Origin of the sequence: Variovorax sp. E3 (genome assembly GCF_016082275.1) — a bacterium.
In the GTDB taxonomy this organism is placed as follows: domain Bacteria; phylum Pseudomonadota; class Gammaproteobacteria; order Burkholderiales; family Burkholderiaceae_C; genus Variovorax.
Genome location: NZ_MOWM01000042.1, coordinates 19,125 through 32,572 on the forward strand (window position 1 = coordinate 19,125; position 13,448 = coordinate 32,572).

General features: G+C 68.3%; 11 protein-coding genes and 2 pseudogenes. 7 read left to right on the top strand and 6 right to left on the bottom strand.

The features are described 5' to 3' along the window. Nucleotides 1–7: 7 nt before the first annotated feature. From BMG07_RS16700 to BMG07_RS16715, 4 genes are read left to right on the top strand one after another with little or no spacing between them, the layout of a single operon-like run. On the top strand, nucleotides 8–1,336 hold the full coding sequence (locus tag BMG07_RS16700; protein ID WP_198085517.1) for an aromatic ring-hydroxylating dioxygenase subunit alpha: 1,329 nt from the start codon (nucleotides 8–10) through the stop codon (nucleotides 1,334–1,336). After that, nucleotides 1,333–1,818, top strand: a complete 486-nt coding sequence (locus BMG07_RS16705) for an aromatic-ring-hydroxylating dioxygenase subunit beta (protein WP_198085518.1) — start codon at nucleotides 1,333–1,335, stop codon at nucleotides 1,816–1,818. The genes BMG07_RS16700 and BMG07_RS16705 overlap by 4 nt, the downstream gene beginning before the upstream one ends. Next, nucleotides 1,815–2,408: a cysteine hydrolase family protein gene (locus BMG07_RS16710; protein ID WP_198085519.1), complete on the top strand. Its 594-nt coding sequence runs from the start codon at nucleotides 1,815–1,817 to the stop codon at nucleotides 2,406–2,408. The genes BMG07_RS16705 and BMG07_RS16710 overlap by 4 nt, the downstream gene beginning before the upstream one ends. Continuing rightward, the gene (locus BMG07_RS16715) at nucleotides 2,405–3,199 is read left to right on the top strand and encodes an SDR family oxidoreductase (RefSeq protein ID WP_198085520.1); all 795 of its coding nucleotides are present in this window, start codon (nucleotides 2,405–2,407) and stop codon (nucleotides 3,197–3,199) included. Before BMG07_RS16710 ends, BMG07_RS16715 begins: the two co-directional genes overlap by 4 nt. A 27-nt stretch (nucleotides 3,200–3,226) precedes the next feature. Here BMG07_RS16715 and BMG07_RS16720 read toward each other — a convergent pair whose 3' ends face one another. From BMG07_RS16720 to BMG07_RS16735, 4 genes and pseudogenes are all read right to left on the bottom strand, one after another. Continuing rightward, nucleotides 3,227–3,937, bottom strand: coding sequence for a hypothetical protein (locus BMG07_RS16720; RefSeq protein ID WP_198085521.1), 711 nt, complete (start codon nucleotides 3,935–3,937; stop codon nucleotides 3,227–3,229). Continuing rightward, nucleotides 3,934–5,523, bottom strand: a complete 1,590-nt coding sequence (locus BMG07_RS16725; protein ID WP_198085522.1) for an alkaline phosphatase — start codon at nucleotides 5,521–5,523, stop codon at nucleotides 3,934–3,936. Before BMG07_RS16725 ends, BMG07_RS16720 begins: the two co-directional genes overlap by 4 nt. A 32-nt stretch (nucleotides 5,524–5,555) precedes the next feature. Then, nucleotides 5,556–7,015 (bottom strand): annotated as a pseudogene (locus BMG07_RS16730) (alkaline phosphatase). Nucleotides 7,016–7,229: 214 nt separating this feature from the next. Further along, a complete protein-coding gene (locus tag BMG07_RS16735; RefSeq protein ID WP_198085523.1) occupies nucleotides 7,230–7,640 on the bottom strand; it encodes a DUF2177 family protein in 411 nt (136 codons plus the stop codon). 84 nt (nucleotides 7,641–7,724) lie between these two features. Here BMG07_RS16735 and queC point away from each other — a divergent pair, with 84 nt between their 5' ends. Beyond that, the gene (queC, locus tag BMG07_RS16740) at nucleotides 7,725–8,429 is read left to right on the top strand and encodes a 7-cyano-7-deazaguanine synthase QueC (RefSeq protein ID WP_198085524.1); all 705 of its coding nucleotides are present in this window, start codon (nucleotides 7,725–7,727) and stop codon (nucleotides 8,427–8,429) included. Here the strand turns inward: queC and BMG07_RS16745 are convergent. Continuing rightward, nucleotides 8,411–10,213: an ABC transporter ATP-binding protein/permease gene (locus BMG07_RS16745; protein WP_198085525.1), complete on the bottom strand. Its 1,803-nt coding sequence runs from the start codon at nucleotides 10,211–10,213 to the stop codon at nucleotides 8,411–8,413. The genes queC and BMG07_RS16745 overlap by 19 nt on opposite strands. Before the next feature lie 106 nt (nucleotides 10,214–10,319). Then, nucleotides 10,320–10,880, bottom strand: coding sequence for a phosphonate degradation HD-domain oxygenase (locus BMG07_RS16750; protein ID WP_198085526.1), 561 nt, complete (start codon nucleotides 10,878–10,880; stop codon nucleotides 10,320–10,322). Nucleotides 10,881–11,166: 286 nt separating this feature from the next. Here BMG07_RS16750 and BMG07_RS16755 point away from each other — a divergent pair. Further along, a pseudogene (locus tag BMG07_RS16755) lies at nucleotides 11,167–12,200 on the top strand (putative 2-aminoethylphosphonate ABC transporter substrate-binding protein). Between the two features lie 28 nt (nucleotides 12,201–12,228). After that, nucleotides 12,229–13,311 carry an ABC transporter ATP-binding protein gene (locus tag BMG07_RS16760; protein ID WP_198085527.1) on the top strand — a complete coding sequence of 361 codons (1,083 nt, stop codon included), beginning with the start codon at nucleotides 12,229–12,231 and terminating at the stop codon, nucleotides 13,309–13,311. Nucleotides 13,312–13,448: the final 137 nt, after the last annotated feature.

Here is a 13,448-nt window from a genome sequence, read left to right on the forward strand (position 1 = left end):
ACATCCCATGACCATCGACCTGAAGGGCCTCGTGCAGCCCGACCGCGTGCACAAGCGCGTCTACACCGACCCCGCCATCTTCGAGCTGGAGATGGACCGCGTCTTCGGCCAGGCCTGGCTCTACGTCGGCCACGAAAGCCAGGTGCCCAAGCCCGGCGACTACTTCACCACCCGCCTGGGCCGCGAGCCCGTGGTGATGCTGCGGCACACCGACGGCCAGGTGCACGTGATGTTCAACCGCTGCCCGCACAAGGGCGCCAAGATCGTGCCCGACGGCAGCGGCAACGCGGGCAAGTTCCTGCGCTGCCTGTACCACGGCTGGACCTTCAAGTGCGACGGCTCGCTGCTGTCGGTGCCGCTGCGCAGCGGCTACGAAGACACGGCGCTCGACCTGAAAGACCCGCAGTACGGCGTGCGCAACGTGGCGCGCGTGGCCACGCACCGCGGCTTCGTGTTCGCGAGCCTTTCGAAGGAAGGCCCCGGGCTGGCCGAGTTCCTCGGCGGCGTGGCCACCTCGCTGGACAACTTCTGCGACCGCGCCCCGGACGGCGAGGTCGAGGTGGCGGGCGGCGTGCAGCGCGTGATCCAGCGCAACAACTGGAAGATCTTCTTCGAGAACCTGCACGACACCATCCACGCCGTGGCCACGCACGAGTCGTCGTGGCGCGCGGCCAAGGAAGAATACGAGGCCATGCCCGCCGGCACGCCCAAGCCCTTCGAGGTGGTGATCGTCGACGGCAACGGCGAGCCGCTGGACTTCTGGGAAAAGCTCGAACTCAAGGGCTACGACAACGGCCACGGCTTCATGGAAGGCATCTTCGTGCCGCCGACCGACCCGGTGAGCCTGGCCTACGTGGCGTCGCTCGAGGCCAGCAAGGGGGCGCAGCGCGCCGACGAGATATTGCGCGTGAACCGCCACAACACCATCGTCTACCCGAGCTGTTCGCCGCACACCTCGTTCCAGCAGATCCGCGTGATCCGGCCGCTGTCGGTGGACCGCACGCTGGTCGAGATCTTCAGCTTCCGGCTGAAGGGCGCGCCGGAGGCCACCTTCCAGCGCACGCTGAAGTACACCAACATCGTCAATTCGCCGTCGTCCAACGTGATGCCCGACGACCTGGAGGCCTACAACCGCGTGCAGGAGGGCCTGGGCTCCGACGGCGGCGACTGGGTCAGCATGCACCGCGCGGCGGGCCGCGACCAGCCCCTGTCCGGAGGCCGCGCCTCCAACGGCAACAGCGAGATGCCCTCGCGCAACATGTTCGCGGCCTGGGCCGGCTACATGGGCGTGGGTACGGGCGTGACCTCGGACGTGCAGGCCGGGAGCGCCGAATGAACTTCATCGACTGGAACGAACAGCAGGAGATCACGCAGTTCCTGCACCACGAGGCGCGCCTGCTCGACGAGCACCGCTGGGACGAATGGCAGAAGCTGTTTACGCCCGACGGGCTGTACTGGGTGCCGCTGGTGCACGGCCAGACGGACCACGTCAACCATGCCTCGCTGTTCTGCGAAGACGCGCTGCTGCGCTCCATGCGCGCGCGGCGGCTCGACCAGGCCCGCGCCTATTCGCAGCAGCCGGCCACGCGCACGGTGCACGTGCTGGGCAACATCGGGCTGGATTCGCGCGACGAGGCCGGTTGCGTGGTGCGCTCCAACTTCATGCTGCTGGAGTGGCGCAAGACCGAGCAGCGCGCCTTCGGCGGTACGGTGCTGCACACGCTGCGGCGCGAAGGCGGCGGCTTGCGCATCCACATGAAGCGCGTCGACCTTCTCAACTGCGACGCGCCGCACGAAGCCCTGCAGGTGTTCATGTGAAGGCCGCGCTGCTGGCCATGCACTACCAGAACGACGTGCTGCACGTCGACGGCAAGGTGCGCGTGGGGGTCGCCGCCGACGACCCCGCGCGGCCCCGGTTGATCGCCTCGGCCGCGCGGCTGATCGCCGGCGCCCGCGCGAACGGCGTGCCGGTGATCTTCGTGCGCATCGCCTTCGCGCCGGACCATGCCGACTGCCTGGGCAACTGCCTGCTGTTCCGCCGCGTCGCCGAGACCGGGGCGGTCGTGGAAGGAAGCTGGGGCGCCGAGTTCTACCGCGAGCTGGCGCCGCTGGCGGGCGAGGCGGTGGTCACCCACAAGCGCAACAACCCCTTCTGGGCCAGCGGGCTCGAGGAGGCCGTGCGCGCCACCGGCGCGACGCGGCTGTACGTGGCCGGCATCGCGACCAACCACGTGGTCGAACACGGCGCGCGCCATGCGAGCGACCTGGGCTACGACGTGGCGGTGGTGGCCGATGCCTGCAGCACGGCGCAGGCCCACCTGCATGCGGCCAGCCTCGAAACGCTGGCCATGCTCGCGGACGTGGTCCGCGTCGATGAAGCCGTCGCGCGGATGGGCGGTTCGCGATGAGCACGCAGGACAAAGTGGCGATCGTCACCGGCGCGGCCGCGGTGCTCGGCAGCGCCATCGTGCGTGCGTTCGTGCAGGCGGGCATGCAGGTGGTGGCGGTCGACATCGACATCGCGCGCGGCGAGGCGCTGGCGGCCGAGCTCGGCCCGCGCTGCCGCTTCGCGGCCTGCGACATCGCGAGCGATGCGGCGCTCGATGCACTGGTGGCCGAAGCGCTTCAGGACGCGGGCCGCATCGACTTCGTCGTCAACAACGCCGTGGTCTACGGCGACGCCGGAATGAGCGCCACGCGCGGCGAATGGCTGCACGCGCTGGACGTCAACCTCGTGTCCGGCGCGATGCTGGTGCAGAAGACGGCCGACGCCCTGGCGGTACACGGCGGCGCGGTCGTCAACATGGGCAGCGTGGGCGGCAAGTTCGGCGCCGCGGGCAGGGCGCTCTATCCCGCGGCCAAGGCCGCGATCCTGCAGCTCACACGCAACCAGGCGGCAAGCCTGGCGCCCCGGGGCGTGCGCGTGAACTCGGTGTCGCCGGGGTGGACCTGGTCGGACGCGCTGTCGCGCATGGCGGGCAACGACCGCGCGCTCGCGGACCGCATCGCCGCGCCCATGCACCCGCTGGGTCGGGCCGGCGACGCCGACGACGTGGCGCGGGTCGTGCTGTTCCTGTGCTCGGACGCCGCGCGCTTCGTCACGGGCGCCGACATTCCCGTCGACGGCGGCTTCTCGATGCTGGGGCCGGACCAGGGGCGCTCTGCGCGGGACTGGTTCGGCGCCGCGCTGCCGGAATGAGCAGGCGCGCCGCCACGGGGGTCAGGATCAGTCCAGCAGGTCCGAGTACTCGCCGCGTTCGTAGGCGTCGACGGTTTTCCACGGCAGCGTCTTCGGCGCGGCAATGGCCGAGGCGGTCATGACGTTGAGCGACGTGCCGTGCGCGTTGCGCTGCTCGATCTTGCGCGCGTAGCGGCCGGCCGTGTCCCAGTCGATGCGCAGCGTGCTCTCGCCCTGCCGCACTTCATAGCGCTGCACGCCTTGGCCGGCCGCGCCGAGCGGCTTCATGCGCGGCAGGCTGGCCGGATCGACGAGCCAGTAGGCATTGGCCCACGAGCCGCCGTAGCCGACGTTGCCGTAGTTGGCGGCATCGACCTCGATCACCTTGCGCTGCTCGCGCAGCACCATGCCCACCTGCACCTTGCCGGCCGCATCGCGGCGCAGCCACAGCGGCGCGGCCGTGTTGTCGGCGTGCGAATGGCCGATGTGGACCTTGCCTTCGCGGGCCTCGTGGTCGTGGTCTTCGCGCACCGCGGGCGGCAATTCGCGCTCGACCCACACCGTGCCGGCACGGCGGTACATCAGGTCGGCGTAGCGGCTCTCGCGCTGCACGCCGTCCTTGCCGATCGACAGCACGTGGTGCCGGATGCGCAGGTTCTGGTCGGGCGCGGCGGCATCGCCGGCGGCGCCGGCCGCCAGCGGCAGGGCCGCGAGGGCCGTTGCCGCCAGCAGCGTCTTGAACGTCACGGATACCGTCACAGGCCGGCCGCTTCCTTGACCTTGTTGAACACCTTGATGTTCTCCATGGTGCCCTTGAAGATCTTCGAGCCCGCGCCGCCGGCGAACAGCATCACGTCGCCGCCGCCGTGGGTTTCGGCGCCCGGCGAACCGAGGTTGATGCCGACTTCCTGCAGGAAGTTGTCGTCGGTGGTGTCCATCGCGGTCTGGTCGTCGCGCACGGGTCCGCGCAGCGGGCCGGTCCACGGCTTCTTGCTGTCTTCCGCGTTCACCTTGCTGTCGGCAATCTTCTTGGTGATGTCGGCGGGCGTTGCGGCCGGGTCATTGGCGTCGGAGAACGAAATCGAACCGGGGCGTCCGCCGTTGCCGAACACCAGCGTGGTGTAGGGCTTGCCGTCGGCGGCCTTCGTGGGCTTGCCGTCGGCGTAGCCGTTGACCAGGCCCAGGATCGGGTTGCCGATCTTCGGGTAGCCGTTGAAGGCGATCGCGTGGTCATGGTCGGCCGTGACCACCACCAGCGTGTTCTTCAGGCCCGGGTCCTTCTTGTTCATGAAGTCCAGCGCGGTCTGGATGGCCGCGTCGAAGGCCAGCGTGTCTTCCAGCGCGCGCTTGGCGTTGGTACCGTGCAGCGCGTGGTCGATGCGGCCGCCTTCCACCATCAGGAAGAAGCCCTTGTCGTTCTTGCTCAACACGCCCAGGGCCTTCTCGGTCATGTCCGACAGGCTGGGTTGGTCGAGGCTCTGCTTGACGCGGTCCAGCTCGTACGCCATTTCGCTCGCCGAGAACAGGCCCAGCAGCTTGCCCGTGGCGGCCGTGTCGACGGCCTTGAGCTTGGTGCCGGTGTCGACGTAGCTGTAGCCCTTGGCCGTCATCGCGGCCACGAGATCGACGCCGTCGGTGCGCTTGGTGCCGCCCGTCGTCAGGTAGTTGCGCTGGCCGCCACCCATCAGCACGTCGATGCCGTCGAGCAGCTTGGGGTTGTAGTTGGCATGGCCCGGCACGCTCTGCTCGGCAATGGTGTTGTAGCCGTTGCGGTTGCAGATGTGCGCATAGGTGGTGGCGGGCGTGGCATGGCCCACGCGCGTGGTCGACACCGCGCCCACGGCGCGGCCCTTGGCCTTGGCGAGCTCCAGCAGCGTGTCGGCCGCCTTGCCGTTGGTCGGCGGGCAGGTGGTGTTCTCGCCGTTGATGTACTGCTTGCCGGTGCTGTCGACGGCGACGGTGTCGCTGGACATCGAGATCACCTCGTTGCGCATCTTCACGCCGGTCATGTAGGCGGCCATCGAGGGCGCGCTGTCGGTGGTCTGGCCGTCGAGCGAGAAGGTCTTCACGCGCGCCGCATAGGGCAGCGACTGCATGACGAGGTTCGCGCGCTCGGGGCTCACCAGCGAGCCGGGCTTGGCGGCCAGTTGCTTTTCGCCCTTGTAGATGCGCGCGGCGGTCACGGTGACCGGGCCCATGCCGTCGCCGAGGAAGAAGATGACGTTCTTGGCTTCGCCGGCGGCGTGTGCGTGGCCGGCCAGGGTGCCGGCGGCGGCGCAGACGAGGGCGGCGGCCAGGCGCGTTGTGCGGTGGATGCGGGTGATGCGGTTCATGGTCGTGTTCATGTGTGTGTTCGTCGCTGGGCGCTGGTGGCCGCTCACAGGCCGACCGCCTTCTTGATCAGGCCGAACACGTCGGTGTTGGTGATGACGCCGGAGAAGTTGTCGGCGCCCAGGCCTTGCGCGCCGAGGAACACGTCGCGCCGCCGTGGGTTTCGGAGTCGCTCGCGGCATCGGTCGGAACCACGGCTTCCTGCCGGTAGTCCTTGCTTTCCAGCGCTGTGCTGTCGATGGGGCCGCGCGTGGCCAGGCGCACCGGCCCGTTGCCGAAACCGATGATGGTGTACGGGTTGCCGTCGACGTCCTTGGTGGTCTTGCTGGTGTCCACATAGTCCTTCACCAGGCCGAGCACGCCCGGCTTGCCGGCTTCGGTCTTGCCGGTGCGCGCGGCGTAGCCGTTGAGCTGCAGCGTGTGGTCATGGTCGGCCGTGACGACCACCAGCGTGTTCTTCAGGCCGGGGTCGATGGCCTGCATCTTGTCGAGCGCCAGCTTGATGGCGTCGTCGAAGGCGCCGGTGTCCTGCAGCGCGCGGCGCGCGTTGGTGGCGTGCAGCGCGTGGTCGATGCGCCCGCCCTCGACCATCAGGAAGAAGCCCTTCTTGCGCGCGGCCAGCGCGTCGATGGCCTTGCCGGTCATCTCGGCCAGGCTCGGTTCCTTGGTGGCGTCGCGGTCCAGGTCGTAGGCCATGTGGCTCTTGGTGAAGAGGCCGGCGATCTTGGTGGAGCCGTCGACGGGCAGCTTGTCGAACTCGCTCTTGCTGGTGGCGTAGCCGTACTTGGCCGTCTTCAGTTCGGCGGTCAGGTCGCGGCCGTCGTTGCGCTTGCCGCTCTTGTCCTTGGGCAGGAAGTAGTCCGTACCGCCGCCGAAGAACACGTCGATGCCGTCACCCAGCTTCGCGTTGTATCCCGCGCCGCCCGGCACCAGCGCCGCGGCGATGGTGTTCTCGGCGTCGCGGTGGCACACGTGCGAGTACGTGGCGGCGGGCGTGGCGTGCGTGATGCGCGTGGTGGTCACCACGCCGGTCGCGTAGCCCTTGGCCTTGCTCTGCTCCAGCAGCGTCTCGACCGCCTGGCCGTTGGTCGGCGGGCAGGTGCTGTCGAAGTTGACGTGGTAGGCCTTGCCCGAAGCGTCGGTGGCCTTGGTCTCGGGGCTCATCGAGATGACTTCGTTGTTCATCTTGACGCCGGTCATGTAGGCCGACATCGAGGGCGCGCTGTCGGTCACCTGGGCGTCGTTCGAATAGGTGTGGACGAAGGCCGTCTCGGGCAGCGTGTCCATCGTCAGGTCGCCGTCTTCGCCGACCTTGTAGATGCGCGCGGCGGTCATGGTGGTGATGCCCATACCGTCGCCCAGGAAGAACAGCACGTTCTTCTGCGGTTGCGCGGCGGGTTGCTGCGGAAGAATCGGCAGCAGTTGGGGGCCGTGGTTGCTGCCGCCGCAAGCGGACAGCAATAGCGAAGCGCCCAGCAGCGCTGGGGCAATGAAGCGTTGGGTCATTCGACTCCCTCCGGAGGGTTTTGTTTGAGTAGTGCGCCTGGTGCGCAAATGTTCCGGAGGTGAAATCTAAAGACGTCAAATGACTCGGACGTGACGATGCGCATCCGCTGAAAAAGTTCAGCGCATTCGAAGAAAGAAACACGCCGGAAGACTTCGGCGTGTCATGCCCGCCTGCTTGCCAGCGGGCAGGGGGCCGGGGCTCGATCAGCTCAGTTCAGCGCGCCGCCATCCAGCGCCAGGCCAGCGCCCCGGCGGCCGCCGCCACGCCGCTCACCAGCGTGCCCCACGCGATGTCGATGAACGACAGCGCGAGCGGCCAGTTGCGGATCACGGCCAGGTTGGTCAGGTCGTAGGTGCCGTAGCAGAACATGCCGAACAGCCCGCCCAGCAGCGCCGCGCGCACCACGCTCTGCGCCTCCACGCCGGGCGCGATGGCAAAGACCAGCAGGCCCACCGGGTAGAGCAGGTAGAACACGCCCGCGAAAGCCAGCCGGGGGTTCGGCGACATCAGCTCGCCCATGCCCTCCTGGTACATGCCCTTGGCGACGAGGCCGAGCCAGATCATGTCGATCACCAGCAGCACCACGAAGGTGACGGCCCATGCAACCAGGTGTTTAGTGCTCATTCGCGGCATCGTATCCGCGCGCCCGGCGCGGCCTGCGAAAATTGCGCTTTTGGACTACAACGGCCCGGCCGTTGACGGATTGCCATGCCCCTGCACACCACCGCCCTCGTTCTGTTCTCCGGCGGCCAGGACTCGACCACCTGCCTGGCCGACGCGCTCTCGAAGTACCAGCGCGTCGAAACCCTGGGCTTCGACTACGGGCAGCGCCACCGCGTCGAGCTCGACGTGCGCGGCACCATCCTCGCGAAGATGCGCGAGCGCTTCCCCGACTGGGCGCCCCGCCTGGGCGAAGACCACGTGCTCACGCTCGCCGCGCTGGCGCAGCTGGGCGGCTCGTCGCTCACCGAGGAGGTCGCCTTCGCCATGCAGGCCGACGGCCTGCCCAACACCTTCGTGCCGGGACGCAACCTGCTGTTTCTCACGCTGGCCGGCGCGCTGGCCTACCGTCGCGGGCTGCAGGTGATCGTCACCGGCGTGTGCGAGACCGACTTCTCGGGCTACCCCGACTGCCGCGACGACACCATGAAGGCCATGCAGCTGGCGCTGTCGCTCGGGCTGGAGCGCCGCCTGGTCATCGAGACGCCGCTGATGTGGATCGACAAGGCCGAGACCTGGCAGATGGCGCACCGCCTGGGCGGCCAGCCGCTGGTCGACCTGGTGGTGGAAGAAACCCACACCTGCTACCTCGGCGACCGCGAGCACCGCCAGGCCTGGGGCTACGGCTGCGGCGAATGCCCCGCCTGCGACCTGCGCAAGAAGGGCTGGGAGCGCTACGCCGCCGCTGGCTGAACGGCCGAGGTGCTCAGGCGGTAGCGCGCACCGCCGCCGCCGGCCGCGCCCTCCGGCGCGGGCACCAGCGTCCAGCGCTGGTTGTGGAAGTCGCCCACCGCCGCGCGGTGCGCAATCGACACCATCGCGCCGCCCGCTGCCTGCACCGTGGCCGCGAGGCGCTTGTAGAGCACGCTCTCGGCCTGCGAGTCCAGCGCGCTGGTGATCTCGTCGGCGAACAGCCACGCCGGCTTCTTCAGCAGCACGCGCGCAATGGCCAGCCGCTGCTGCTCGCCGCCCGAAAGCTTCTGGCTCCACGCGTCGCTGTCGTCCAGGCGGTTGACCAGGTCGGGCAGCAGGGCGTCGTTCAATGCCTGGCGCAACTGGTCGTCGTTGAAGTTCGCGGCCGGGTTGGGATAAGTCAGCGCGTCGCGCAGCTTGCCGTCGGGCACATAGGGTCGCTGCGGCATGAAGGCCACGTTGTCGGGCACCTGCAAGCGTCCCTTGGAGAACGGCCAGATGCCCGCGAACGAGCGGAACAGCGTCGACTTGCCGCTGCCCGACGGGCCCTGCAGCAGCACGCTGTCGCCGGGCTTCACCGCCAGCGCGGCGCCGGCCAGCAGCGGCGTGCCGTCGGGCAACGCCACGCCGAGGTCGTCGCTGTGCAGCACGGCGGCGGGCGCGCGCTGCAGGGCGTCGTCACGCGTGGCGTGCGCCCGCATGCCGTCGTCGAAGCTGGTCAGGCGGTCGGTGGTGGCGCGCCACACGGCCACGTCGCTGTAGTTGTCGACGAACCAGCTCAGCGACTCCTGCACCTTGCCGAAGGCCGAGCCGATCTGCATCAGGTGGCCCAGCTGGAAGGCGCCGCCGAAGTACTGCTGCCCCGCCACGATGAACGGAAAGATCACCGCCGCCTGGCCGAAGAACGAGGTGAAGGTGATCAGGTTCTTCTGCTGCTTGATCAGCAGCAGGTAGTTGCGCAGCACGTCGCTGAAGCGCAGGTCGAGCTGGCCGCGCTCGACCTTCTCGCCGTGGTCCAGCGCAATGGCCTCGCTGTACTCGCGCACGCGCACCAGGTGGTGGCGGAAGTCGGCCTCGAAGCGCTGCTGCCTGAAGTTCAGCCCGATCAGCGGACGGCCGATGAAGTGCGTGACGAGCGTGCCGACGATCGAGTAGCCCAGCGCCACCCAGACCATCGCGCCGACGATCTGGTGCGTGGTGCCGTTGAAGGTGAACGAGAAGTTGCCCGACAGCCCCCACAGCAGGCCGATGAAGCTCAGCAGCGTGACGACCGCGTTCAGCAGGCCCATCGACAGCGTCATGGTGGCGCTGGTGAAGATCTGCATGTCCTCCTGGATCCGCTGGTCGGGGTTGTCCGGCGTCTGGCCGTCCTTGTTGGCGTAGCGCGCCAGCTCCAGGTGATAGAAGGTGCGGTCGGCCATCCAGCGCGACATGTAGCTGCGCGTCATCCAGGTGCGCCAGCGCAGTTGCAGCAGTTGCGTCACATAGAACTTGAGCACCTGCACCGCGATGTTGAAGAAGGCGATCCAGCAGAACACGCCGACCTCGTGCCAGAAGACGACCGAATTCTTGTTCTGCAGCGCGTCGTAGAAGCGCCCGTACCACTCGTTGCCCAGCACCGCCACGTACACGTAGAAGAGGTTGAGCGCGACGATGCCCGCCAGCATCGCGCGTGCCCGCCATTTCTCCTCGGACTGGAAGTAGGGCGCCGCGAGCTTGAAGACGCGGCGCAGGACCTGGGCGAACGAGCCCGCGCGTGCCGTAAGGGGGACGGATGAAGACATTCGGTTTCCTCGCAGGCGCTCGCGCGCCGTTCATCGTGAGGAAACCATCGTAAACAATGGTTTCTTAAACGGGCCTGAACCGCGCCGAAACGGCCCGGGAAAGTACTCAGCGCAGCATGACGCGCGCCGCCGTCTCGAGAAAGTGCGCCATCGGCGGCGTCTTCAGCCCCTGGACCTTGGCCTCTTCGTCCCACAGCCGCAGCCGCACCGCGTCGCCCGACCACGGGTGCGCGGCAAAGCGCTGCGCCGCCACGTCGTCCATCGGGCCGCCCTGCAGCGCCAGGCTGCGCACCGAGTCGGGCGAGAGCTTGGAGAAGTAGCCGGGCTGCGTGGCGCACAGGTAGCGCTTGGCGTCCACGTGCAGGCGGATCGGCTCGCGCACCTCGACGTCGAACGCGCCGCGCAGCAGCGGCAACGCGATGAACTGGTGCCGGTCGTCGATGCCCAGCTCGGTGGGCGAGCGCGGCAGCGTCCGGTGCTCGGCGATCAGCAGGTGGCCCAGGTCGTGCAGCAGCGCCGCCGTGACCAGCGCGTCGCTCGCGCCGGCCTGCTCAGCCAGCCAGGCGCATTGCAGCGCGTGCTCGGTCTGCGACACCGGCTCTCCCGCGTAGGCAACCCCGCCCCGTTCGGCGAACAGGCGGGCGATCTCGGCGAGGTCGAGTGTCATGAAAGTGAAACGCAGCGAAAACACAAGGGGAACAGCGCCCGGAGTGTGCTGCGAAGCAGTGACACGCGGATGACGAAGCCACGGGAAACCGTGGGCCGCAGCCGCTGTTTTGGGTATTTGGGGTTTTTTGAGGCATCTGACAAATCCCTGTCACATGCCGCTGCCAGCATCGCCCCCATTCGCCGCACCGGACGGTTTGCGTACTTTTGCTTGCCTGCCCGTGTGCACCGCACCGCGTCCCTTTTTCTCTCTTTCTCTTTCTACTTTCCCAAGGGGAACCTCCACCATGCTGCACCGTCAACTCCGCTGGGCCTTCGTGCCCGCCGCCCTGTTCTCGCTGGCTTTCGCCGCATCGGCCCAGGGCCGCACCGAGCTGCTGGTCTACACCGCGCTCGAAGCCGACCAGGTGCAGGCCTACAAGGCCGCGTTCGAGAAGGAAAACCCCAGCATCGAGCTGAAGTTCGTGCGCGACTCCACGGGCATCGTCACCGCCAAGCTGCTGGCCGAAAAGGCCAACCCGCAGGCCGACGTGGTGTGGGGCCTGGCCGCCACCTCGCTGATGCTGCTGGACAAGGAAGGCATGCTCCAGCCCTACGCGCCCAAGGGCCTGGACGCCATCAAGCCCACCATGCGCGATGCGGCCAACCCGCCCAAGTGGGTCGGCATGGACGTGTGGTCGTCGGCCATCTGCTTCAACACCGCCGAAGCCACCAAGAAGAACCTGCCCAAGCCCACCAGCTGGGCCGACCTGACCAACCCGGTCTACAAGGGCCAGGTCACCATGCCCAACCCCGCCGCGTCGGGCACCGGCTACCTGATGGTCTCGGGCTGGATCCAGATGATGGGTGAAGAAAAGGCGTGGAAGTACATGGACGCGCTGCACCAGAACATCGGCATCTACAGCCAGTCGGGCAGCAAGCCCTGCCGCCAGGCCGCGCCGGCGAATTCGCGCTGGGCATGTCCTTCGAATACCGCGCCAACAAGACCAAGCGCGACGGCGCCCCCATCGACATCGTGCTGCCCAAGGAAGGCCTGGGCTGGGACATGGAAGCCACCGGCATCATCAAGACCAGCAAGAAGCAGGAAGCCGCCAAGGCCCTGGCCGACTGGGCCGTGACCAAGCAGGCCAACGAGCTGTACGCCAAGAACTTCGCCGTGCTGGCGCTGCCGGGCATCCAGGAAAAGCTGGAGTTCGTGCCGGGCGACGTCGAGAAGCTGCTGGCCAAGAACGACTTCAACTGGGCCGCCGCCAACCGCGACCGCATCCTGACGGAGTGGTCCAAGCGCTACGAGTCCAAGTCCGAGAAGAAGCCGCTCTGAGCGGCCTGACGCAAAGCGGTATCCGGCCATGACGAGCAGCAGCAGCTTTCTCTCCCTTCGCGGCATCGGCAAGTCCTTTGGCGCCACACGCGTGCTCGACGGCATCGATCTGGACATCGAGCCCGGTGAGTTCGTGTGCCTGCTCGGTCCTTCGGGCTGCGGCAAGACCACGCTGCTGCGCATCGTGTGCGGCATCGAGCGTGCCGACAGCGGCCAGATCCTGCTCGGCGGCCAGGACATCGCGGGCCTGCCGCCCGCGGCGCGCGGCTTCGGCGTGGTGTTCCAGTCGTATGCGCTGTTTCCCAACCTCACGGCGGCGCAGAACATCGCCTACGGCCTGCACCCCACCGGGGCGCTGGCCCGCGAGATGGCCAAGCGCTCGCGCGAAATGCTCGACCTCGTCGGGCTGGCCGCGCACGCCGACAAATACCCGGTGCAGCTCTCGGGCGGCCAGCAGCAGCGCGTTGCCCTGGCGCGCGCATTGGCGCCCAACCCGCGCCTGCTGCTGCTGGACGAGCCGCTCTCCGCGCTCGACGCGCAGGTGCGCGCCAGCCTGCGCAGCGAAATCCGCGCGCTGCAAAAGCGCCTGGGCATCGTCACCATCATGGTCACGCACGACCAGGAAGAAGCCCTCTCGATGGCCGACCGCGTGGTGCTGATGCACAACGGCCGCATCGAGCAGGCCGGCACGCCCGACGAGCTGTACCGCCAGCCGCGCACGCGCTTCGTGGCCGGCTTCGTCGGCCGCATGAACATGCTGCCCGCCACGGTGCTGGCCGACGGCAAGGTGCGCGTGCGCGACAGCGAGCTGTTCTGCGCGCCCGGCAACCTCAGCGTGGGTTCGCAGGCCACCGTGGGCATCCGCCCCGAACACGTGGTCGTGAAGCGCTACGGCACCGAACTCGGCGCCAACAGCTTCGCGGCCCGCCTGCTCGACACCGAGTTCTTCGGCAACCGCACCTCGGCCCGCCTGGCCTGCGAGCCGCTGGGCATCGAGATCGAGGCCGAACTCCCCGCCGACGCGCGCGGCGGCGGCGGCGAGCCGCTGGTGCCCAGCAGCATGGTGCATATCCAGTTGCCGTTGAATGCGCTTTCGGTTTTGGCGCACTGAGATGGAGTTTTGCTCTTTGGTTCTTCGCGTTGTGGGCGAGGTGCGCTGCTGTTCAGGGCGCGCTCACGCCGACGGCGTGCTCTGCTCCGCGAATGTCCCCCGGCCTGCGGCCTCCTCCTTTATTTCGCTGCGCAGAG

What these genes read in the sequence shown, in the direction of transcription:
- BMG07_RS16715 (WP_198085520.1), top strand. Translation starts at nt 2,405, where the DNA reads ATGAGCACGCAGGACAAAGTGGCGATCGTCACCGGCGCGGCCGCGGTG.
- BMG07_RS16725 (WP_198085522.1), bottom strand. Translation starts at nt 5,523, where the DNA reads ATGAACACGACCATGAACCGCATCACCCGCATCCACCGCACAACGCGC.
- queC (WP_198085524.1), top strand. Translation starts at nt 7,725, where the DNA reads ATGCCCCTGCACACCACCGCCCTCGTTCTGTTCTCCGGCGGCCAGGAC.
- BMG07_RS16760 (WP_198085527.1), top strand. Translation starts at nt 12,229, where the DNA reads ATGACGAGCAGCAGCAGCTTTCTCTCCCTTCGCGGCATCGGCAAGTCC.
- BMG07_RS16750 (WP_198085526.1), bottom strand. Translation starts at nt 10,880, where the DNA reads ATGACACTCGACCTCGCCGAGATCGCCCGCCTGTTCGCCGAACGGGGC.
- BMG07_RS16735 (WP_198085523.1), bottom strand. Translation starts at nt 7,640, where the DNA reads ATGAGCACTAAACACCTGGTTGCATGGGCCGTCACCTTCGTGGTGCTG.
- BMG07_RS16705 (WP_198085518.1), top strand. Translation starts at nt 1,333, where the DNA reads ATGAACTTCATCGACTGGAACGAACAGCAGGAGATCACGCAGTTCCTG.
- BMG07_RS16700 (WP_198085517.1), top strand. Translation starts at nt 8, where the DNA reads ATGACCATCGACCTGAAGGGCCTCGTGCAGCCCGACCGCGTGCACAAG.
- BMG07_RS16745 (WP_198085525.1), bottom strand. Translation starts at nt 10,213, where the DNA reads ATGTCTTCATCCGTCCCCCTTACGGCACGCGCGGGCTCGTTCGCCCAG.